Origin of the sequence: Delftia tsuruhatensis (assembly GCF_903815225.1) — a bacterium.
Classification (GTDB): Bacteria; Pseudomonadota; Gammaproteobacteria; order Burkholderiales; family Burkholderiaceae_C; genus Comamonas; species Comamonas tsuruhatensis_A.
On the sequence record NZ_LR813084.1, the window covers coordinates 482,646 to 503,392 of the forward strand.

Sequence of the window (20,747 nt, forward strand, 5' to 3'; positions counted from 1 at the left end):
AAAGTCATGCGACAATCGCCGGCTTGTGCAGGGCAGCGATGCCTTGAGCGGCTGTAGCTCAGTGGATAGAGTATTGGCCTCCGAAGCCAAGGGTCGTGGGTTCGATCCCCGCCAGCCGCGCCACAGTTCCAGGATCGTTGCGATGGTCTTAGAAAAAAATTCACTGAATTTTTTTCGGGCGAAAAAACGGTGCTAGAATTCAAATCTCTTCGGAGGGGTGCCCGAGTGGCTAAAGGGGGCAGACTGTAAATCTGTTGGCTTACGCCTACACTGGTTCGAATCCAGTCCCCTCCACCAGTAATGGTGAAGAAGAGTGGTCATCTGAGAAGGTGGCGACGTGCAGTCAATCTGTGCGGGAGTAGTTCAATGGTAGAACCCTAGCCTTCCAAGCTAATGACGCGGGTTCGATTCCCGTCTCCCGCTCCAGTTTGCGAGCAAGATTTTTGAGGTTGCCATGGTGGCCTCAATGCCCATGTGGCTCAGTGGTAGAGCACTCCCTTGGTAAGGGAGAGGTCGGCAGTTCGATCCTGCCCATGGGCACCATTCTTTCTGGTGCGCTCGCTAGATAGGGTTGCGCCAAATCCTGTTGTAGTGATTTAGATTTTTTTTCGGAGTCGGAAAATGGCTAAAGAAAAATTCGAGCGTACCAAGCCCCACGTCAACGTGGGCACCATCGGTCACGTGGACCACGGCAAGACGACCCTGACGGCTGCCATCGCTACCGTTCTGTCCAAGAAGTTCGGCGGCGAAGCCAAGGCTTACGACCAGATCGACGCAGCACCTGAAGAAAAGGCCCGCGGCATCACGATCAACACCGCCCACGTCGAGTACGAAACGGCCAACCGCCACTACGCCCACGTGGACTGCCCCGGCCACGCCGACTACGTCAAGAACATGATCACCGGTGCCGCCCAGATGGACGGCGCCATCCTGGTGTGCTCGGCCGCTGACGGCCCGATGCCCCAGACCCGCGAGCACATCCTGCTGGCCCGCCAGGTGGGCGTGCCCTACATCATCGTGTTCCTGAACAAGTGCGACATGGTCGACGACGAGGAACTGCTGGAACTGGTCGAAATGGAAGTGCGCGAGCTGCTGGCCAAGTACGACTTCCCCGGCGACGACACTCCCATCGTGCGCGGCTCGGCCAAGCTGGCCCTGGAAGGCGACCAGTCCGACAAGGGCGAACCCGCCATCATGAAGCTGGCTGAAGCCCTGGACACCTACATCCCCACGCCCGAGCGCGCTGTGGACGGTGCCTTCGCCATGCCCGTGGAAGACGTGTTCTCCATCTCCGGCCGCGGCACCGTGGTGACCGGTCGTGTCGAGCGCGGCATCATCAAGGTTGGCGAGGAAATCGAGATCGTCGGTATCCGCGACACGCAAAAGACCACCGTCACCGGCGTGGAAATGTTCCGCAAGCTGCTGGACCAGGGCCAGGCTGGCGACAACGTGGGTCTGCTGCTGCGCGGCACCAAGCGTGAAGACGTGGAACGCGGCCAGGTGCTGTGCAAGCCCGGCTCCATCAAGCCCCACACCCACTTCACGGCTGAGGTGTACGTGCTGTCCAAGGACGAAGGTGGCCGTCACACTCCGTTCTTCAACAACTACCGTCCCCAGTTCTATTTCCGTACCACCGACGTGACCGGCTCCATCGAGCTGCCCGCCGACAAGGAAATGGTGATGCCCGGCGACAACGTGTCGATCACCGTCAAGCTGATCGCCCCCATCGCCATGGAAGAAGGCCTGCGCTTCGCCATCCGCGAAGGTGGCCGTACCGTGGGCGCTGGTGTGGTTGCCAAGATCATCGCCTGATTGATTTCGTAGGGGTATAGCTCAATTGGCAGAGCGTCGGTCTCCAAAACCGAAGGTTGTAGGTTCGATTCCTACTGCCCCTGCCACCTGATGGTGGAATCGCAACGAGCCCGCCCCCAAAGCGGGCTTCGGTGTCTTGGCGTTGCGTGAAAATACGCGCTAGAAATGGAATATGGCCACTACTCAGGTTGAAACGGTCAGCTCCGGAGCTGACAAAGCCAAGCTTGCCGCAGTCGCGGCTTTAGTCGTTGCTGCGATCGCAGGTTTCTATCTGCTGAGCAAGCAAGGACCCATCGTCCAGTGGGCGGTGCTGCTGGTCGGCCTGGCTGCGGCTGCGGGTACGTTCCTGGTTTCCGAGCCCGGCAAGCGCTTCGTGGGCTTCGCCCAGGATGCCTGGCGCGAAGTCAAGAAGGTCGTCTGGCCGACGCGCAAGGAAACCATGCAGATGACCTTGTATGTCTTCGGCTTCGTGGTCATCATGGCCTTGTTCCTGTGGTTCACGGACAAGACGCTTGAGTGGGTCCTGTACGACCTGATTTTGGGCTGGAGGAAGTAATGGATGCTGTCGAAACAGGTGTGAACGACGGAGGGGCGACGCCTGCCAATCCGGATCTGCGCTGGTACATTGTCCATGCCTACTCGGGCATGGAGAAGGCTGTCGAGCGCAACATCATCGAGCGCATTGCGCGCTCTGACATGCAGTCCAAGTTCGGCCGCATCCTGGTTCCCACCGAGGAAGTGGTTGAGATGAAGAATGGTCAGCGCCGCACCACGGAGCGTCGCCTCTTCCCGGGCTATGTGTTCGTCGAGATGGTCATGGACGACGACACCTGGCACCTGGTCAAGCACACCAGCAAGGTGACGGGTTTCGTGGGGGGGGCCAAGAACCGCCCTGCACCCATCTCCGAAGACGAGGTGCGCAAGATCGTCAGCCAGATGCAGGAAGGCACGGACAAGCCGCGCCACAAGATCGAGTTCATGCCTGGCGAGCTGGTGCGCGTCAAGGAAGGTCCGTTCACGGACTTCAATGGTTCGGTCGAGGAAGTCAACTACGAAAAGAACCGCCTGCGCGTCTCGGTCATGATCTTCGGCCGCTCCACGCCGGTCGAGCTTGAATTTGCCCAGGTTGAAAAAACCTGAGTTACCGCTTACAATCTCTGGCTCTGCATTTTTAGGCTCGGTGCAGAGCGTGTCAGCAAGAGTCTTTTAACCCCCGGGGAGCTGCCGGCTGCAACCATCGTGCGTTGGGCCGGCGGCGCTATACCCGCAAGGAGCATTCAATGGCGAAGAAAATCGTCGGCTTCATCAAGCTGCAAGTGCCAGCTGGTAAGGCCAATCCCTCTCCTCCGATCGGTCCGGCGCTGGGTCAGCGCGGCCTCAACATCATGGAATTCTGCAAGGCGTTCAACGCCCAGACCCAAGGTGTCGAGCCAGGCCTGCCCCTGCCCGTGGTCATCACGGCCTTCGCCGACAAGAGCTTCACCTTCATCATCAAGACGCCTCCGGCGACTGTGCTGATCAAGAAGGCCATCAAGCTGGACAAGGGCTCCTCCAACCCCCTGAAGAACAAGGTCGGCAAGATCACCCGCGCTCAGCTGGAAGAAATCGCCAACACCAAGCTGAAGGACATGAACGCTGCTGACGTCGACGCCGCCGTGCGTACGCTGGCTGGTTCGGCCCGTTCGATGGGCGTGATTGTGGAGGGCGTGTAAATGGCCAAGTTGACCAAGAAGCAGAAGGCTCTCCAGGGCAAGGTGGAGTCCACCAAGCTGTACGCTTTCGCTGACGCCGTGGCGCTGGTGAAGGAAGCCGCCACCGCCAAGTTCGATGAATCCATCGACGTGGCCGTGCAACTGGGCGTGGACGCCAAGAAGTCGGACCAGGTGGTCCGTGGCGCTGTCGTGCTGCCCCATGGCACCGGCAAGACCGCCCGCGTGGCCGTGTTCGCCCAGGGCGCCAAGGCTGAAGAAGCCAAGGCCGCCGGCGCCGACGTGGTCGGCATGGACGACCTGGCTGCCCGCGTGAAGGCTGGCGACATGCCCTTCGACGTGGTCATCGCGGCCCCCGATGCCATGCGCGTCGTCGGTACGCTGGGCCAGATCCTGGGCCCGCGCGGCCTGATGCCCAACCCCAAGGTGGGTACGGTGACCCCCGATGTGGCCACGGCCGTGAAGAACGCCAAGGCCGGTCAGGTGCAGTACCGTGTCGACAAGGCCGGCATCATCCACGCCACCATCGGTCGCCGCTCGTTCGACAACGAGAAACTGCAAGGCAACCTGGCTGCCCTGATCGACGCCCTGAACAAGTCCAAGCCCGCTTCCAGCAAGGGTCTGTACCTGCGCAAGGTGGCTGTCTCCTCGACCATGGGTGTGGGCGTTCGCGTCGACACGCAAACCATCTCGGCCTGATAGCCAGGAAATCTTGAGGCACCTCCCGGGGTGTCTCAGTGGTGGGCCGGTGCAGCGATGCGCCGGGTCATCCAAGACCGTTGGTGTGCCTTGTGCACTTAAACCCCTGGGGCCAACGCAGATGGCGATCCCGCTGCAGATGGATGCATTTCCAAAACAGTTGGTCGCTGCAACAAGAGCGCGCATGAGGGGCTCGCCCCGAGTGTGCATTTGAAGGAGTAGACCTTGAGTCTTAATCGCAGTGAGAAAGAAGCGGTCATCAATGAAGTGACCAGCCTCGCCGCTAAAGCTCAAACGCTTGTGATCGCGGAATACCGCGGCATCACGGTCGCCGACATGACGAAACTGCGTGTTGACGCCCGCAGCAAGGGTGTGAGCCTGAGCGTGTTGAAGAACACGCTGGCCCGCCGTGCTGTGGCCGGCAGCCAGTTCGACGTCGTCGCCGACCAGATGACCGGCCCTCTGATCTACGGCTTCTCTGAAGACGCAGTGGCCGCCGCCAAGGTGGTGGCCGACTTCGCGAAAACCAACGACAAGCTGGTGATCCGCGGTGGTGCGTTTGCAGGCAAGGCCCTGGACGTGAACGGTGTGAAGCAACTGGCGAACATTCCTACCAAGGAAGTTCTGCTGGCACAACTGTGCGGCTTGCTGATGTCGCCCATCTCGCGTACGGCCGTCGTGCTGGGCGCCCTGGCGGCAAAGAAGGGCGAAGGCTCTGCCGAAGAACCGGCAGCCGAAGCGGCCGCAGCCTGAGCGCGCGGCAGTTAACCAATATTGTTAGGAAATCAAAATGGCATTCGATAAAGACGCATTTCTGACCGCCCTGGACAGCATGACGGTCCTGGAACTCAATGACCTGGTCAAGGCCATTGAAGAGAAGTTTGGCGTGAGCGCTGCCGCCATGGCCGCTCCCGCTGCTGGCGGCGCTGCTGGCGGCGCTGCTGCTGCTGAAGAGAAGACCGAGTTCAACGTGGTCCTGACCGATGCCGGCGCCAACAAGGTGTCCGTCATCAAGGCCGTGCGTGAAATCACCGGCCTGGGTCTGAAGGAAGCCAAGGACCTGGTCGACGGCGCTCCGAAGAACGTCAAGGAAGGCATTGCCAAGGCTGACGCTGAAGCCGCTGTGAAGAAGCTGGTGGAAGCTGGCGCCAAGGCTGAACTGAAGTAATTCGGTCCCCTCAAGGGCTGGAGGCTCCGAAAAAGGGCCTCCAGCCTTTGGCGCTTGTGGAGCGCGTATCCTGAGAGCACACTAGAAAGCGGTCTGAAGCAGCCTGTTTTCTAGTGTCTTCTGACAACCCGACAGCAGAAGATGCCTTGGTTCGGGCGATGTGCAACGCATCGCCGTCAGCCATGGTTGGTAGTGGCCAACCGCCAAGCCCGCAGGGAGCTTTCCATGTGGGGCAGTCGTCGCAGACCCAGGACTCATGTCTTTGCCCGGAGATCTCATGGCCTATTCTTACACCGAACGCAAGCGAATCCGCAAAAGCTTCGGGAGCCGCGACAGCGTGCTCGAAGTGCCTTACCTGCTGCAGATGCAAAAAGATGCATACACCGCATTCTTGCAGGCAGATGTAGCCCCCAAAAAACGCACCATCGAAGGCCTGCAAGCGGCCTTCAACTCCGCCTTCCCCATCGTCTCCCACAACGGCTTCGTGGAGATGAAGTTCGTCGAGTACAACCTGGCCAAGCCCGCGTTCGACGTGCGCGAGTGCCAGACCCGTGGCCTGACCTTCGCCTCGGCCGTGCGCGCCAAGGTCCAGCTGATCATCTATGACCGCGAGTCCTCGACCTCCCAGTCCAAGGTGGTCAAGGAAGTCAAGGAGCAGGAGGTCTACATGGGCGAAGTGCCCCTGATGACCGACAAGGGCTCCTTCATCATCAACGGGACAGAGCGCGTGATCGTCTCGCAGCTGCACCGTTCGCCCGGCGTGTTCTTCGAACACGACAAGGGCAAGACCCACAGCTCGGGCAAGCTGCTGTTCTCGGCGCGCATCATTCCTTACCGTGGCTCGTGGCTGGACTTCGAGTTCGACCCCAAGGACCTGCTGTTCTTCCGTGTCGACCGCCGCCGCAAGATGCCCGTGACCATTCTGCTGAAGGCCATCGGCCTGACGCCGGAATCGATCCTGGCCAACTTCTTCGTCAACGACAACTTCCGCCTGATGGACAGCGGTGCGCAGATGGAGTTTGTCTCCGAGCGCCTGCGTGGCGAAGTCGCGCGCTTCGACATCACCGACAAGTCGGGCAAGGTCGTGGTCGCCAAGGACAAGCGCGTCACCGCGCGCCACACGCGTGAGCTGGAGCAGTCGGGCACCAAGTTCATCAGCGTCCCCGAGGACTTCCTGATCGGCCGCGTGGTCGCCAAGAACATCATCGATCCGGACACGGGCGAGATCATTGCCAAGGCCAACGAGGAGCTGACCGAGTCCCTGCTCAAGAAGCTGCGCAGCGCCGGCATCCAGGAACTGCAGTGCATCTACACGAATGAGCTGGACCAGGGCGCCTACATCTCGCAGACCCTGCGCACCGACGAAACCGTGGACGAGTTCGCCGCACGCGTGGCCATCTACCGCATGATGCGCCCCGGCGAGCCGCCGACCGAAGACGCCGTGCAGGCCCTGTTCCAGCGCCTGTTCTACAACGCCGACACCTACGACCTGTCGCGCGTGGGCCGCATGAAATTCAACGCCAAGGTCGGCCGCGACGATCCCACCGGCCCCATGGTGCTGTCCAACGAGGACATCCTGGCCGTGGTCAAGATCCTGGTGGATCTGCGCAACGGCAAGGGCGAGGTCGACGACATCGACCACCTGGGCAACCGCCGCGTGCGCTGCGTGGGCGAACTGGCCGAGAACCAGTACCGCACGGGCCTGGCACGTATCGAGAAGGCCGTGAAGGAACGCCTGGGCCAGGCTGAGCAGGAACCGCTCATGCCGCATGACCTGATCAACAGCAAGCCGATCTCGGCGGCCCTGAAGGAATTCTTCGGCGCCTCGCAGCTGTCGCAGTTCATGGACCAGACCAACCCGCTGGCCGAAATCACGCACAAGCGCCGCGTCTCGGCCCTGGGCCCGGGCGGTCTGACCCGCGAGCGCGCAGGCTTCGAAGTGCGCGACGTGCACGTGACCCACTACGGCCGCGTCTGCCCCATCGAAACGCCTGAAGGCCCGAACATCGGCCTGATCAACTCGCTGGCCCTGTATGCCCGCCTGAACGAGTACGGCTTCATCGAGACCCCCTACCGCCGCGTGGCCGACGGCAAGGTCACGATGGAGATCGACTACCTGTCGGCCATCGAGGAAGGCAAGTACATCATTGCCCAGGCCAACGCCGAGCTGGATGCCGAAGGCCGCCTGACCGGTGATCTGGTGTCGGCCCGTGAAAAGGGTGAATCGACCCTGGTGTCGGCCGAGCGCGTGCAGTACATGGACGTGTCGCCCGCACAGATCGTGTCGGTGGCCGCCTCGCTGATCCCGTTCCTGGAACACGACGACGCGAACCGCGCCTTGATGGGTGCCAACATGTCGCGCCAGGCCGTGCCCGTGCTGCGCCCGGAAAAGCCCATGGTCGGCACCGGCATCGAGCGCGTGGCCGCCGTGGACTCCGGTACCGTGGTCACGGCCACCCGTGGCGGTATCGTCGACTATGTCGACGCGACCCGCATCGTGGTGCGCGTGAACGACGACGAGGCCGTGGCCGGCGAAGTGGGCGTGGACATCTACAACCTCATCAAGTACCAGCGTTCCAACCAGAACACCAACATCCACCAGCGTCCCATCGTCAAGCGTGGCGACAAGCTGGCCAAGGGTGACGTGGTGGCCGACGGCGCATCGACCGACCTGGGCGAGATCGCCATCGGCCAGAACATGCTGATCGCCTTCATGCCCTGGAACGGCTACAACTTCGAGGACTCGATCCTGATCAATGAGCGTGTGGTGGCCGAAGACCGCTACACCTCGATCCACATCGAGGAACTCGTGGTCATGGCCCGCGACACCAAGCTGGGCCCCGAGGAAATCACGCGCGACATCCCCAACCTGTCCGAGCAGCAACTGAACCGCCTGGACGAGTCCGGCATCATCTACGTGGGCGCCGAAGTGCAGCCCGGCGATGTGCTGGTCGGCAAGGTCACGCCCAAGGGCGAGACCACGCTGACGCCTGAGGAGAAGCTGCTGCGCGCCATCTTCGGCGAGAAGGCTTCCGACGTGAAGGACACCTCGCTGCGCGTGGACCAGGGCTCGTCGGGCACGGTCATCGACGTGCAGGTCTTCACCCGCGAAGGCATCCAGCGCGACAAGCGCGCCCAGCAGATCATCGACGATGAACTCAAGCGCTATCGCCTGGACCTGAACGACCAACTGCGCATCGTCGAGGCCGACGCCTTCGACCGTATCGAGAAGCTGCTGAGCGGCCGTGTGGCCAACGGCGGCCCGCAGAAGCTGGCCAAGGGCGCCAAGATCGACAAGGCCTACCTGGATGGCGTCGAGAAGTTCCACTGGTTCGACATCCGCCCGGCAGAGGACGAAGTCGCCTCCCAGCTCGAGTCCATCAAGAACTCGCTGGAGCAGACCCGCCACAGCTTCGACCTGGCTTTCGAGGAAAAGCGCAAGAAGCTGACGCAGGGTGACGAGCTGCCCGCCGGCGTGCTCAAGATGGTCAAGGTCTACCTGGCCGTCAAGCGCCGCCTGCAGCCCGGCGACAAGATGGCCGGTCGCCACGGCAACAAGGGCGTGGTCTCCAAGATCGTTCCGGTCGAGGACATGCCCTACATGGCCGACGGCTCCACCGCCGACATCGTGCTGAACCCGCTGGGCGTGCCTTCGCGCATGAACATCGGTCAGGTGCTGGAAGTCCACCTGGGCTGGGCCGGCAAGGGCCTGGGCCATCGCATCGGCGACATGCTGCAGCAGGAAGCCCGCGCGGCGGAGATGCGTGCCTTCATGGAGGAGATCTACAACGCCAGGGGCCGCAAGGAAGACCTGGCGCAGCTGGACGACGGCGAGATCATGTCCATGGCGCAGGCGCTGACCACCGGCGTGCCCTTCGCCACGCCGGTGTTCGACGGTGCCTCCGAGCAGGAAATCCGGGACATGCTCAAGCTCGCATACCCCGACGACCTCAAGGAGCGCAAGGGCCTGACCGACAGCCGCACGCAGGCCTACCTGTATGACGGCCGCACGGGCGAGCGCTTCGAGCGCCCGACCACCATCGGCTACATGCACTACCTGAAGCTGCACCATCTGGTCGACGACAAGATGCACGCCCGCTCCACGGGCCCGTACTCGCTCGTCACGCAACAGCCGCTGGGCGGCAAGGCCCAGTTCGGTGGCCAGCGTTTCGGTGAAATGGAAGTGTGGGCGCTGGAAGCCTACGGCGCCGCCTACGTGCTGCAGGAAATGCTGACCGTGAAGTCCGACGACGTGGTGGGCCGTACCAAGGTGTACGAATCCATCGTCAAGGGAGAGCACGCCATCGAGGCGGGCATGCCCGAGTCGTTCAACGTGCTGGTCAAGGAAATCCGCTCCCTGGGCCTCGACATCGAGCTTGAGCGTTCTTAAATATTGAAAAGGGAAAGAGTCTTATGAAATCTCTACTCGACCTGTTCAAGCAATTCACGCCCGATGAGCATTTCGATGCCATCAAGATCGGCCTGGCTTCGCCCGAGAAGATCCGTTCGTGGTCCTTCGGCGAGGTGAAGAAGCCCGAGACCATCAACTACCGCACGTTCAAGCCCGAGCGCGACGGCCTGTTCTGCGCCAAGATCTTCGGCCCGATCAAGGACTACGAGTGCCTGTGCGGCAAGTACAAGCGCCTCAAGCACCGTGGCGTGATCTGCGAGAAGTGCGGCGTCGAAGTGACCCAGACCAAGGTGCGCCGCGAGCGCATGGGCCACATCGACCTGGCCGCGCCCTGCGCCCACATCTGGTTCCTGAAGTCCCTGCCTTCGCGCCTGGGCCTGGTGCTGGACATGACGCTGCGCGACATCGAGCGCGTGCTGTACTTCGAGGCCTACGTGGTGACCGACCCCGGCATGACGCCGCTGAAGAAGTTCAGCATCATGAGCGAGGACGACTACGAGGCCAAGCGCACCGAGTACGGTGACGAGTTCGAGGCCAAGATGGGCGCCGAAGGCATCAAGGACCTGCTCGAAGGCATCGATATCGACGTCGAGATCGAGCGCCTGCGCGGCGATCTGACCGGCTCCGAAGTCAAGGTCAAGAAGAACGCCAAGCGCCTGAAGCTGCTCGAGGCCTTCAAGAAGTCCGGCATCAAGCCGGGCTGGATGGTGATGGAAGTGCTGCCCGTGCTGCCCCCGGACCTGCGTCCGCTGGTGCCGCTGGACGGCGGCCGTTTCGCCACGTCCGACCTGAACGACCTGTACCGCCGCGTCATCAACCGCAACTCGCGCCTGCGCCGCCTGCTGGAGCTGAAGGCTCCGGAGATCATCGCTCGCAACGAAAAGCGCATGCTGCAGGAAGCCGTGGACTCGCTGCTGGACAACGGCCGCCGTGGCAAGGCCATGACGGGCGCCAACAAGCGTGCCCTGAAGTCGCTGGCCGACATGATCAAGGGCAAGAGCGGCCGTTTCCGCCAGAACCTGCTGGGCAAGCGCGTCGACTACTCCGGCCGTTCCGTGATCACGGTGGGCCCGTACCTCAAGCTGCACCAGTGCGGCCTGCCCAAGCTGATGGCGCTGGAGCTGTTCAAGCCCTTCATCTTCGCGCAGCTCGAGCAGCGCGGCATCGCCACCACCATCAAGGCGGCGAAGAAGGAAGTCGAATCCGGCACGCCGGTGGTCTGGGACATCCTGGAGGAGGTCATCAAGGAGCACCCGGTCATGCTGAACCGTGCGCCCACGCTGCACCGCCTGGGTATCCAGGCCTTCGAGCCCATCCTGATCGAAGGCAAGGCCATCCAGCTGCACCCGCTGGTCTGCGCTGCATTCAACGCCGACTTCGACGGTGACCAGATGGCCGTCCACGTGCCGCTGTCCGTGGAAGCGCAGATGGAAGCCCGCACGCTGATGCTGGCCTCCAACAACGTGCTGTTCCCGGCATCGGGCGAACCCTCCATCGTTCCTTCGCAGGACGTGGTGCTGGGCCTGTACCACGCCACCCGCGAGCGCATCAACGGCAAGGGCGAAGGCATGGTCTTCGCCGACATCGGTGAAGTGCAGCGCGCGCTGGACGCGGACCAGGTCGAACTGGCCGCCAAGATCAGCGTGCGCCTGACCGAATGGACCAGGAACAAGACCAGCGGCGAATTCGAGCCGTCGGTCAGCCTTGTGGAAACCACGGTCGGCCGTGCCCTGCTGTCCGAGATCCTGCCCAAGGGCCTGCCGTTCAGCCACATGAACAAGGCGCTCAAGAAGAAGGAGATCTCCAAGCTCATCAACGCCTCGTTCCGCAAGTGCGGTCTCAAGGCCACGGTGGTGTTCGCCGACAAGCTGCTGCAAAACGGCTTCCGCCTGTCCACGCACGCCGGCATCTCCATCGCCATCGGCGACATGCTGGTGCCGCCGCAAAAGGCCGAGATCATCGGCCGTGCCGAAGCCGAGGTGAAGGAGATCGAGCAGCAGTACGTCTCCGGTCTCGTGACCGCTGGCGAGCGCTACAACAAGGTGGTGGACATCTGGGGCAAGGCCGGCGACGAAGTCTCCAAGGTCATGATGGCCCAGCTGGCCAAGGAAAAGGTCATCGACCGCCACGGCAACGAAGTCGAGCAGGAATCGTTCAATGCCATCTACATGATGGCCGACTCCGGCGCCCGCGGCTCTGCGGCCCAGATCCGCCAGCTGGCCGGCATGCGTGGCCTGATGGCCAAGCCCGACGGCTCCATCATCGAGACGCCCATCACGGCGAACTTCCGTGAAGGCCTGAACGTTCTGCAGTACTTCATCTCCACCCACGGTGCCCGAAAGGGTCTGGCGGATACGGCGCTGAAGACCGCGAACTCGGGTTACCTGACGCGCCGTCTGGTGGACGTGACGCAGGATCTGGTGGTCAACGAGGACGATTGCGGCACGAGCAATGGCGCAGTGATGCGCGCCATCGTCGAGGGTGGTGAAGTGATCGAGTCGCTGCGCGACCGCGTGCTGGGCCGCACCACGGCCGAGGACGTCGTGCATCCCGAGACGCAGGCCGTCCTGCTGCCTGCCGGCACGCTGCTGAGCGAGGACGGCATCGAGGAACTGGAAGCCCAGGGCGTGGACGAGATCAAGGTCCGCACCGCGCTGACCTGCGAAACGCGCTACGGCCTGTGCGCCAAGTGCTACGGCCGCGACCTGGGCCGTGGCGGCCTGATCAACCTCGGCGAAGCCGTGGGTGTGATCGCCGCCCAGTCCATCGGCGAGCCCGGCACGCAGCTGACCATGCGGACGTTCCACATCGGTGGTGCCGCCTCGCGTGCCGCCATCGCGTCCAGCGTGGAAGCCAAGTCCAACGGCTCCATCAGCTTCAACAGCACGATGCGCTACGTCAGCAACACCAAGGGTGAGCTGGTCGTGATCTCGCGTTCCGGTGAAATCGTCATCAGCGACAACGGCCGCGAGCGCGAGCGCCACAAGGTGCCGTACGGTGCCGTGCTGACGGTCAAGCCCGACCAGCAGGTCAAGGCCGGCCTGATCCTGGCCAACTGGGATCCGCTGACCCGACCCATCATTACCGAATACGCCGGCCAGGTGAAGTTCGAGAACGTGGAGGAGGGCCTGACCGTGGCCAAGCAGGTCGACGAAGTGACCGGCCTGTCCACGCTGGTGGTTATCGACCCCAAGCGCCGTGGCTCCGCCAAGGTCGTGCGTCCCCAGGTCAAGCTGGTCGATGCCAACAACCAGGAAGTCAAGATCCCCGGCACCGACCACTCGGTGACCATCGGCTTCCAGGTCGGCGCGCTGATCCAGGTGCGTGACGGCCAGGACGTGGGCCCCGGCGAAGTGCTGGCCCGTATCCCCGTCGAAGGCCAGAAGACCCGCGACATTACCGGTGGTCTGCCCCGCGTGGCCGAACTGTTCGAGGCCCGCACGCCCAAGGACAAGGGCACGCTGGCCGAGATGACCGGCACCATCTCCTTCGGCAAGGAAACCAAGGGCAAGGTGCGCCTGCAGATCACCGATCTGGACGGCAAGGTCTGGGAAGAGCTCGTGCCCAAGGAAAAGAACATCCTGGTGCACGAAGGCCAGGTGGTCAACAAGGGCGAGTCCATCGTCGACGGCCCCGCCGATCCGCAGGACATCCTGCGCCTGCTGGGCATCGAGGAACTGTCGCGCTACATCGTCGATGAAGTGCAGGACGTCTACCGCCTGCAGGGTGTGAAGATCAACGACAAGCACATCGAGGTGATCGTTCGCCAGATGCTGCGCCGCGTCGTGGTCGAGAACACCGGTGACTCGACCTACATCGCTGGCGAGCAGGTCGAGCGCTCGGAGATCCTCAACACCAACGAGGCCCTGCAGCGCGAAGGCAAGATCCCCGCCACGTACTCCAACGTGCTGCTGGGCATCACCAAGGCCTCGCTGTCGACCGACTCCTTCATCTCCGCCGCGTCGTTCCAGGAAACGACCCGCGTGCTCACCGAGGCTGCCATCATGGGCAAGCGCGACGAGCTGCGTGGCCTGAAGGAAAACGTCATCGTGGGCCGCCTGATCCCGGCCGGCACGGGCCTGGCCTACCACCAGGCGCGCAAGGCCAAGGACGCCATGGACGACGCAGAGCGCCGTGCCATCGCCGACGCCGAAGCCGCCGAACTGGCGGGCGTGATGGCCGATGACGACGCAGGCGCCATTGCGGTCGCCGGTGACGCTTCTGCCGACTGACCTGCCTCGGGCGAGCGAAAGCGAGCCCGTGAAGTGACGTGACGCTCCCGGCCTGCGAAGCGCAGGCGGGAGCGTTTTTCCTTTGTACGGTTTGCGCAGGAGGGATTGCAGCGGCGGGTTCGCCATGGGGCGCCGCACGTTGCCGCACCAGGTATGCGCAAGCCCTGTTCCGGATACCAGTCCATTGCAGACGATGTGGTCCCTGTCTCTTGAATGGATGCTGCTGGCCCTGCTCGTGTTCTGGGCCGTCGGCGCCTACAGCCGGCTGGCCCGGCTGCGCAGCAGCTGCGTACAGCAGTTCGGCGTGCTGGATGCGCACCTGGGCCAATGGCACGCCATGCTGCAGGCCTTCGAGGCCCAGCCCAAGGCCGAAGGCCAGGGAGCGGCCCTGGTGCATGCCCAGGCCGCGCTCCACCAGACGGCCGCGCAGCTGCAGTCCGCCCTGGTCGACGCCCGTGGCAGACCTTTGCGCGAGACCGCCCTGGCCTCGCTGGAGCATGCCTGCTCGGCGCTGGAGGTGGCCTGGCAGGCCATGGCCAAGATGGCGGCCGATGGCGCGCAGCCTGGTGCCTCCACCGATGCCGACCCGCTGCAGTCCTGGCAGCAGCGCTGGACCGAGCACCAGGTGCGCAACCGCCTGGGGCTGCAGCAATTCAACGCGGCGGCCGAACGCTACAACGCAGCCATCGCGCAGTACCCGGCACGGCTGCTGGCCTGGCTGCTGGGCTTTCGCCCGGTGCGCCGGCTGCTGATCGAGCCTGCCGCCCCCCGGGCGCAGGAAAGTGGAACATGAACCAACGCACGCATTCTTCCCCGCGCCGCGGCGCGGCGCCTGCGCAGGCGCCCGCCCTGTGGCAGCAGCTCGACGCCGTTGCCCAGTGCCTCCAGGCCATCCTGGAAGGACAGTCCAGCCGCAGCGTGCTCGCGCGCGTGGCGCAACCGCTGCGCCCCGGCGTCCAGGCCTTGCTGTTCCAGGTGCTGCGCCAGCTGGGCCGTGCCCAGGCGCTGCAGAAACAGCTTGCCTCGCGCACGCCGCCGCCGCGTGTCAGCGCGCTGCTGAGCACGGCCCTGGCCCTGGCCTGGGACGAGGCCCAGGCACCTTATCCGCCCTTCACCCTGGTCAACCAGACCGTCGAAGCGGCCAAGCAGGGGGCCGCGCGCGCCCAGTCCGGCTTCGTCAATGCCTGTCTGCGCCGCTTCCTGCGCGAACGCGATGCCCTGGTGGCCGCCACCGAGACGCAGCCGCAGGCGCTCTGGAACCACCCCGCATGGTGGATCGAGCGGCTGCGCAAGGACCATCCCGCGCACTGGCAGGACATCCTGCGGGCCAACAATGCGCAGCCGCCGATGACGCTGCGCGTCAACCGCCGAAGGGCGGGCCGATCCGAGTACCGGGCGGCGCTCGAGGCCATGGATGTGCAATCCCTGCCCGTGGCCGGCTGGGGCCTGCAGTTGGAGCAGGCCTTGCCCGTGCAGTCCCTGCCGGGCTTCGATGAGGGCCTGGCTTCCGTGCAGGACGCGGCCGCGCAGCTGGCGGCTCCGCTGCTGCTGGAGGGGTTGGAAACCCCTGCGGGCCGGCCGCTGCGCGTGCTCGACGCCTGTGCGGCCCCGGGGGGCAAGACGGCCCACCTGCTGGAATATGCCCGACCGCAGACCCTGGAGGTCACCGCACTGGAGATCGATGCCGAACGCGCGGCCCGCATCGGACAGACGCTGGAGCGACTGCAGCTGAAGGCCCGTGTGCTGGTGGCCGATGCCTCCCAGCCCGCGCAGTGGTTCGATGCCGGATGCGATGGCCAGCGCTTCGACGCCATCTTGCTCGACGCACCTTGCACGGCCTCGGGCATCGTGCGGCGCCAGCCCGACGTGCGCTGGCTGCGCCGCGAGAGCGACGTCGGCCAGCTGGCCGCGATCCAGGCGCGCCTGCTCGACACCCTGTGGCCCCTGCTGCTGCCCGGTGGTCGTCTGCTGTACTGCACCTGCTCCGTCTTCAGGCAAGAGGGCGAAGCCCAGGTGCAAGCGTTTGTTGCACGCAACAGTGAGGCGCGAACACTGCCGGCGCCGGGGCATTTAATCCCGGGCAAGGCCGACAAAGCAGGCATGCTCGCCGACAATGCTCTGGGTGACCACGACGGCTTCTTCTACGCTTTGCTGCAAAAGACGCGCTGACCTCCGTCCCCGGACCAGGCCGCCGGCCTGGCCGTTCCTGGTGGTCCGTCTGGTGCGAGCCACCCTGCTGGCGATGCTCCTGGCGGGCCTGGGGCTGCCGGCCCGTGCCGACTCCCAGCCCGCCGAGATCACCACCATGCAGCTCGAGCGCTCGGACGATGGCCTGCTGCTGTCCGCCAATCTCCAGTTCGAGCTGCCCTACCAGATCGATGACGCACTGCGTCAGGGCATTCCCATGTATTTCGTGGCCGAGGCCCAGGTCCAGCGCGAACGTTGGTACTGGTCGGATCAGCAGCTGGCCACGACCAGCCGACACTACCGCCTCAGCCACCAGCCGCTGACGCGCCGCTGGCGGCTGCATGTCTCGAACACCGCGTTTTCCAGTGCCGGCCTGGGGCTGGCGCTGGGCCAGACCTTCGAGACCCTGGACGACGCCCTGTCCGCCATCCAGCGCATCTCGCGCTGGAAGATCATGGATGCGGCGCCCACGCAGTCGGGTGTCTCGGTGCAGCTGCGCTTTCGCATCGACCTGTCGCAGCTGCCCAGACCGCTGCAGATCGGGGCGCTGGGGCGCTCGGGGTGGAACCTGCAGCTGTCGCGAACCCAGCTGCTGGAGAGCGCTCCATGAGACGGGAGACGGACGCGGACGAGCGCATGGCGCTGCCGGCCTCGGCCGGACTGTCGCGCGGCATGCGCTGGGCCGTGGGGGTGGGTGCCGGCCTGATGGGGCTGGTCGGCGTGCTGCTGCTGTTCCTGCTCACGCTGGCCACCAACAACCGCCTGGACTACGAGCGCAACTACAACTGGCTGTTCGCCGCGAACGTGGTCGTGGCCGGCCTGCTGCTGTCCATCCTGGTGTGGGGCGGCATCCGACTGGCCATACGGCTGCGGCGCGGGCGCTTCGGCAGCCGCCTGCTGCTCAAGCTGGCCGGCATCTTCACGCTGGTAGGCCTGGTGCCGGGCCTGCTGATCTACATCGTCTCCTACCAGTTCGTCTCGCGTTCCATCGAGAGCTGGTTCGATGTGCAGGTCGAAGGCGCGCTGTCCGCCGGCGTCAGCCTGGCCAGCGCCACGCTGGAGACCGTGGCCAATGACATGGCCAACAACACACGCACCGCGGGCGCCCAGCTGTCCCAGGTCTCGGATGCCGGCGCGGCGCTGATCCTGGAGCGTGTGCGCGATCAACTGGGTGCCACCGATGTCGTGCTGTGGAGCGCCTCGGAGATGGCGGTCGTGGGACCCGCGCCCGTCTCGCGCAGCAGCGAGCTTGCCGGTCTGCGCGCGATCGCCAGTGCGGGCCAGTCGCGGTTCAACCTGCAGCCCGAGCGCCCCAGCGCGCAGATGCTGCGCTCGCTGCGCGAACAGCGCGCCGTGGCCAGCATCGAGGGCCTGGACGACGATGGCATGGCCCAGCCTGGCGCCACCGCGCCCGCGGCCCAGGTCCGCACCCTGGCCCTGGTGCCCAACCCCAGCGTGGGCCTGCTGACCGAGCCGCGCTACCTGCAGGCCACCATCGCGCTGCCGCCCGCCCTCGTGACCAATGCGCTGGCCGTGCAGGCCGCGAACCGTGAATACCAGGAGCGGGCGCTGGCGCGTGGCGGCCTGCAGCGCATGTACATCGGTACGCTCACACTCAGCCTGTTCCTGGCGGTCTTCGGTGCCGTGGTGCTGGCCATCGTGCTGGGCAACCAGCTGGCCAGGCCGCTGCTGCTGCTGGCCCAGGGCATGCGCGACGTGGCGCGCGGCGACCTGCGGCCCAAGCCCGCGCTGCAGACGCGCGACGAGATCGGCGGGCTCACGCGTTCGTTCGCGCTGATGACCCAGCAACTGGCCGACGCGCGGGCCGAGGCCAACCGCAGCATGGGCCAGCTCGACGCGGCGCGCGGCAACCTTCAGACCATCCTGGACAACCTCACTTCCGGTGTCATCGTGCTCGATGCCCGGGGCGCCATTGTCCTGAGCAACCCGGGTGCCACCCGTATCCTGCGCGCACCCATGGCGGTCCACGAAGGCCGGCCGCTGTCCCAGGTGCCTGGCCTGGAGCAGTTCGGCGAAGTCGTGCAGGAACAGTTCGCCCTTTTTCTGGGCGAGCAGGGGCGGGACCGCTGGCAACTGGTGCATGAGCTGCATGGATCCACCGAAGGCGATGTCGTGCAGCACACCACCACGCTGGTCATGCGCGGTGCCGAACTGCCCGATGCGCAGCGGCTGCTGGTCTTCGACGACATCTCGGAGATCGTCTCGGCGCAGCGCTCCCAGGCCTGGGGCGAGGTGGCCCGACGCGTGGCCCATGAGATCAAGAACCCGCTCACGCCCATCCAGCTGTCGGCCGAGCGCATGGCCATGCGCCTGACCGACAAACTGCAGCCCGCCGAGCAGGCGCTGCTGGCCAAATCGGTCAAGACCATCGTCGACCAGGTCGGCGCCATGAAGCGGCTGGTCGACGAGTTCCGCGAGTATGCGCGCCTTCCCGCCGCCAACCTGCAGGCCCTCGATCTGAACGCGCTGGTGGCCGACGTGCTGCAGCTGTACGGCGAGGAGAATGCCGAAGTGCGCGTGGAGTGCTCGCTGGATGCGCAGTGCCCGCCGATTTCCGGCGACAGCCAGCAGCTCAGGCAGGTCATTCACAATCTTTTGCAGAATGCCCAGGACGCGACCGCCCAGCGTGCGCAGGAAAGCGGACAACCTGCCGGACCCGTGCACATCGAGACACGCTGGAACGAGTCCACGCGCCGCGTGCGCCTGACCATCAGCGACAGCGGCACGGGCTTTGCAGCCAACATCCTGCAGCGGGCCTTCGAGCCCTATGTCACCACCAAGGCCCGCGGCACGGGCCTGGGCCTGGCGGTGGTCAAGAAGATCGCAGACGAGCATGGCGCCCGCATCGACCTGGGCAACAGGGTCGACGACGGGGTGATTCAAGGCGCGCAAGTGTCGCTATCATTTGCGCCTGAGCGCACAGGATAGGCCTGACGCCCCGCGCCTCAGCACATAGGCTTAAGACACATGGCAAACATACTGGTGGTCGACGACGAACTGGGGATCCGGGATTTGTTGTCGGAAATCCTCAACGACGAAGGTCATAGTGTGGACGTGGCCGAGAACGCCGGCCAGGCACGCATGGCCCGCGCCTCCAACACCTACGACCTCGTGCTGCTCGACATCTGGATGCCCGACACGGACGGCGTCTCGCTGCTCAAGGAGTGGGCCTCGGCGGGCCAGCTGACCATGCCCGTCATCATGATGAGCGGTCACGCCACCATCGAGACGGCGGTGGAGGCCACGCGCATCGGCGCGCTGTCCTTCCTCGAAAAGCCCATCACCATGCAGAAGCTGCTCAAGGCCGTGGAGCAGGGGCTGGCGCGCAATGCGGCCAGCCAGGCGCCGGCCTCGGCCCCTGCGGTGTCCGTGGAGCCGGTCGATACCACCGCCGTGGTGACACCTGCGGCCAGCCGTGTGCCGGCGGACAACAACATGCCGCATGCGCACCAGGGTTTCGATCTGGACCGCCCGCTGCGCGAGGCGCGCGACGGCTTCGAGAAGGCCTACTTCGAATTTCACCTGGCCCGCGAAGGCGGCTCCATGACGCGCGTGGCGGAGAAGACCGGTCTGGAGCGCACCCACCTCTACCGCAAGCTGCGCCAGCTGGGCGTGGACCTGGGCCGCAACAAGCGCGGATAGGCTTTTTGAAGGAATTTTGGCTTTTTCGTTTTTGGGCCGAAAAAACCTGCATATAATCTAGTTCTCGGCCCGGTAGCTCAGTCGGTAGAGCAGAGGATTGAAAATCCTTGTGTCGGCGGTTCGATTCCGTCCCAGGCCACCAAATAGAAGAAATCACGGACTGCTTCGCAAGAAGCAGTCCGTTTTTCGTTGTGCGCGCCGCAGGAACGGTCTGCCGCGCACCAGGGACCTCAGGTCCCTGGCGACTGCATCGTCACCGTCACCAGCAGTACACAGCCCTGCTCGCCTCGCGCGTGCAAATCATGGGGCTCGCCGGCCGGCACCAGCACCAGTGACCCGGGCACCAGACGCAGGCTGGCCACCCGCGTGGCAATACCGGCCTCCCCGGCAATGCAATGGATGGTGGCCTCGCCCGGGACCTGGTGGCTGGGCAGGGCGTGGCCCGGCGGCAGCACCAGCCGCAGCAGCTGCAGCCGTGGGGTGCGTATCAGGCTGGTGCTCATGGACATGCCGTCCCGGGCATGCAGGGCAATGACTTCCAGGGGTTTCGCGTGTTCGAGGGCCATGCTTGCTCCCGCTTGATGTGGATCAGAAGGTGGTGGCGCGGCCGCCCGCGCGGGCGGCTGAAGATGTACGCGCGATACATCTTATGCAGGCGCACGGCGGGCTGGAAGGAGTGGACATCATGGCGCGATGGCTGCGACTGGAGGCGCAGCTGGAACTGCAGGGCGTCGCCTGGGCCATGCCGCGTGCAGGCCGAACCGCCTGAGGAGATCGCTCATGCACCTGGCGCGCAAGCCCGGGCGGCTTGGGTGGGCGCCGCTCGCATCGGCTGCACCTGAGCGTGTTCGGCCATGTGCTGGTTC

At 64.6% G+C, this 20,747-nt stretch carries 15 protein-coding genes and 6 tRNA genes; 20 read left to right on the plus strand and 1 reads right to left on the minus strand.

Annotated elements, in window-relative coordinates:
• Nucleotides 1-47 precede the first annotated feature (47 nt).
• From L1Z78_RS02260 to L1Z78_RS02355, 20 genes are all read left to right on the plus strand, one after another.
• A tRNA-Arg gene (locus tag L1Z78_RS02260) sits at nt 48-123 on the plus strand.
• An 88-nt stretch (nt 124-211) separates the two neighbouring features.
• A tRNA-Tyr gene (locus tag L1Z78_RS02265) sits at nt 212-297 on the plus strand.
• A gap of 55 nt (nt 298-352) precedes the next feature.
• A tRNA-Gly gene (locus L1Z78_RS02270) sits at nt 353-426 on the plus strand.
• Between the two features lie 42 nt (nt 427-468).
• Nucleotides 469-543 (plus strand) — tRNA-Thr (locus L1Z78_RS02275).
• Between the two features lie 78 nt (nt 544-621).
• Nucleotides 622-1,812 carry an elongation factor Tu gene (gene tuf / locus L1Z78_RS02280; protein ID WP_234639920.1) on the plus strand — a complete coding sequence of 397 codons (1,191 nt, stop codon included), beginning with the start codon at nt 622-624 and terminating at the stop codon, nt 1,810-1,812.
• 10 nt (nt 1,813-1,822) lie between these two features.
• Nucleotides 1,823-1,898: transfer RNA gene (locus L1Z78_RS02285), tRNA-Trp, on the plus strand.
• Between the two features lie 86 nt (nt 1,899-1,984).
• The gene (secE, locus tag L1Z78_RS02290) at nt 1,985-2,368 is read left to right on the plus strand and encodes a preprotein translocase subunit SecE (RefSeq protein WP_234639957.1); all 384 of its coding nucleotides are present in this window, start codon (nt 1,985-1,987) and stop codon (nt 2,366-2,368) included.
• A complete protein-coding gene (gene nusG / locus L1Z78_RS02295) occupies nt 2,368-2,952 on the plus strand; it encodes a transcription termination/antitermination protein NusG (protein WP_234639958.1) in 585 nt (194 codons plus the stop codon). The genes secE and nusG overlap by 1 nt, the downstream gene beginning before the upstream one ends.
• 140 nt (nt 2,953-3,092) lie before the next feature.
• Nucleotides 3,093-3,524, plus strand: coding sequence for a 50S ribosomal protein L11 (rplK, locus tag L1Z78_RS02300; protein ID WP_012202438.1), 432 nt, complete (start codon nt 3,093-3,095; stop codon nt 3,522-3,524).
• Entirely contained in the window at nt 3,525-4,220 is a 696-nt protein-coding gene (rplA, locus tag L1Z78_RS02305) for a 50S ribosomal protein L1 (protein WP_016450389.1), read from the plus strand. It abuts the gene before it with no gap.
• A gap of 225 nt (nt 4,221-4,445) precedes the next feature.
• Entirely contained in the window at nt 4,446-4,973 is a 528-nt protein-coding gene (gene rplJ / locus L1Z78_RS02310; RefSeq protein WP_234639959.1) for a 50S ribosomal protein L10, read from the plus strand.
• 37 nt (nt 4,974-5,010) lie between these two features.
• The gene (rplL, locus tag L1Z78_RS02315; RefSeq protein WP_234639960.1) at nt 5,011-5,388 is read left to right on the plus strand and encodes a 50S ribosomal protein L7/L12; all 378 of its coding nucleotides are present in this window, start codon (nt 5,011-5,013) and stop codon (nt 5,386-5,388) included.
• Nucleotides 5,389-5,665: 277 nt separating this feature from the next.
• The gene (rpoB, locus tag L1Z78_RS02320) at nt 5,666-9,778 is read left to right on the plus strand and encodes a DNA-directed RNA polymerase subunit beta (RefSeq protein ID WP_234639961.1); all 4,113 of its coding nucleotides are present in this window, start codon (nt 5,666-5,668) and stop codon (nt 9,776-9,778) included.
• A 23-nt stretch (nt 9,779-9,801) separates the two neighbouring features.
• Nucleotides 9,802-14,031, plus strand: a complete 4,230-nt coding sequence (rpoC, locus tag L1Z78_RS02325) for a DNA-directed RNA polymerase subunit beta' (protein WP_234639962.1) — start codon at nt 9,802-9,804, stop codon at nt 14,029-14,031.
• Between the two features lie 193 nt (nt 14,032-14,224).
• Nucleotides 14,225-14,824: a LemA protein gene (locus tag L1Z78_RS02330; RefSeq protein ID WP_234639963.1), complete on the plus strand. Its 600-nt coding sequence runs from the start codon at nt 14,225-14,227 to the stop codon at nt 14,822-14,824.
• The gene (gene rsmB / locus L1Z78_RS02335) at nt 14,821-16,200 is read left to right on the plus strand and encodes a 16S rRNA (cytosine(967)-C(5))-methyltransferase RsmB (protein WP_234639964.1); all 1,380 of its coding nucleotides are present in this window, start codon (nt 14,821-14,823) and stop codon (nt 16,198-16,200) included. The genes L1Z78_RS02330 and rsmB overlap by 4 nt, the downstream gene beginning before the upstream one ends.
• On the plus strand, nt 16,145-16,828 hold the full coding sequence (locus L1Z78_RS02340) for a DUF4390 domain-containing protein (protein ID WP_418921666.1): 684 nt from the start codon (nt 16,145-16,147) through the stop codon (nt 16,826-16,828). The genes rsmB and L1Z78_RS02340 overlap by 56 nt, the downstream gene beginning before the upstream one ends.
• On the plus strand, nt 16,825-19,167 hold the full coding sequence (locus L1Z78_RS02345; RefSeq protein WP_234639965.1) for a sensor histidine kinase: 2,343 nt from the start codon (nt 16,825-16,827) through the stop codon (nt 19,165-19,167). Before L1Z78_RS02340 ends, L1Z78_RS02345 begins: the two co-directional genes overlap by 4 nt.
• Before the next feature lie 39 nt (nt 19,168-19,206).
• Nucleotides 19,207-19,881, plus strand: coding sequence for a response regulator (locus L1Z78_RS02350; protein WP_234639966.1), 675 nt, complete (start codon nt 19,207-19,209; stop codon nt 19,879-19,881).
• A 66-nt stretch (nt 19,882-19,947) separates the two neighbouring features.
• Nucleotides 19,948-20,023 (plus strand) — tRNA-Phe (locus L1Z78_RS02355).
• Between the two features lie 88 nt (nt 20,024-20,111).
• Here the strand turns inward: L1Z78_RS02355 and L1Z78_RS02360 are convergent.
• The gene (locus L1Z78_RS02360; protein WP_234639967.1) at nt 20,112-20,447 is read right to left on the minus strand and encodes a cupin domain-containing protein; all 336 of its coding nucleotides are present in this window, start codon (nt 20,445-20,447) and stop codon (nt 20,112-20,114) included.
• Nucleotides 20,448-20,747 lie beyond the last annotated feature (300 nt).

Excerpts from the sequence above, each read along its gene's own strand:
- tuf (WP_234639920.1), top strand. The coding sequence starts at position 622 with ATGGCTAAAGAAAAATTCGAGCGTACCAAGCCCCACGTCAACGTGGGC.
- secE (WP_234639957.1), top strand. The coding sequence starts at position 1,985 with ATGGCCACTACTCAGGTTGAAACGGTCAGCTCCGGAGCTGACAAAGCC.
- nusG (WP_234639958.1), top strand. The coding sequence starts at position 2,368 with ATGGATGCTGTCGAAACAGGTGTGAACGACGGAGGGGCGACGCCTGCC.
- rplK (WP_012202438.1), top strand. The coding sequence starts at position 3,093 with ATGGCGAAGAAAATCGTCGGCTTCATCAAGCTGCAAGTGCCAGCTGGT.
- rplA (WP_016450389.1), top strand. The coding sequence starts at position 3,525 with ATGGCCAAGTTGACCAAGAAGCAGAAGGCTCTCCAGGGCAAGGTGGAG.
- rplL (WP_234639960.1), top strand. The coding sequence starts at position 5,011 with ATGGCATTCGATAAAGACGCATTTCTGACCGCCCTGGACAGCATGACG.
- rpoB (WP_234639961.1), top strand. The coding sequence starts at position 5,666 with ATGGCCTATTCTTACACCGAACGCAAGCGAATCCGCAAAAGCTTCGGG.
- rpoC (WP_234639962.1), top strand. The coding sequence starts at position 9,802 with ATGAAATCTCTACTCGACCTGTTCAAGCAATTCACGCCCGATGAGCAT.
- L1Z78_RS02330 (WP_234639963.1), top strand. The coding sequence starts at position 14,225 with ATGTGGTCCCTGTCTCTTGAATGGATGCTGCTGGCCCTGCTCGTGTTC.
- rsmB (WP_234639964.1), top strand. The coding sequence starts at position 14,821 with ATGAACCAACGCACGCATTCTTCCCCGCGCCGCGGCGCGGCGCCTGCG.
- L1Z78_RS02340 (WP_418921666.1), top strand. The coding sequence starts at position 16,145 with ATGCTCTGGGTGACCACGACGGCTTCTTCTACGCTTTGCTGCAAAAGA.
- L1Z78_RS02345 (WP_234639965.1), top strand. The coding sequence starts at position 16,825 with ATGAGACGGGAGACGGACGCGGACGAGCGCATGGCGCTGCCGGCCTCG.
- L1Z78_RS02350 (WP_234639966.1), top strand. The coding sequence starts at position 19,207 with ATGGCAAACATACTGGTGGTCGACGACGAACTGGGGATCCGGGATTTG.
- L1Z78_RS02360 (WP_234639967.1), bottom strand. The coding sequence starts at position 20,447 with ATGGCCCTCGAACACGCGAAACCCCTGGAAGTCATTGCCCTGCATGCC.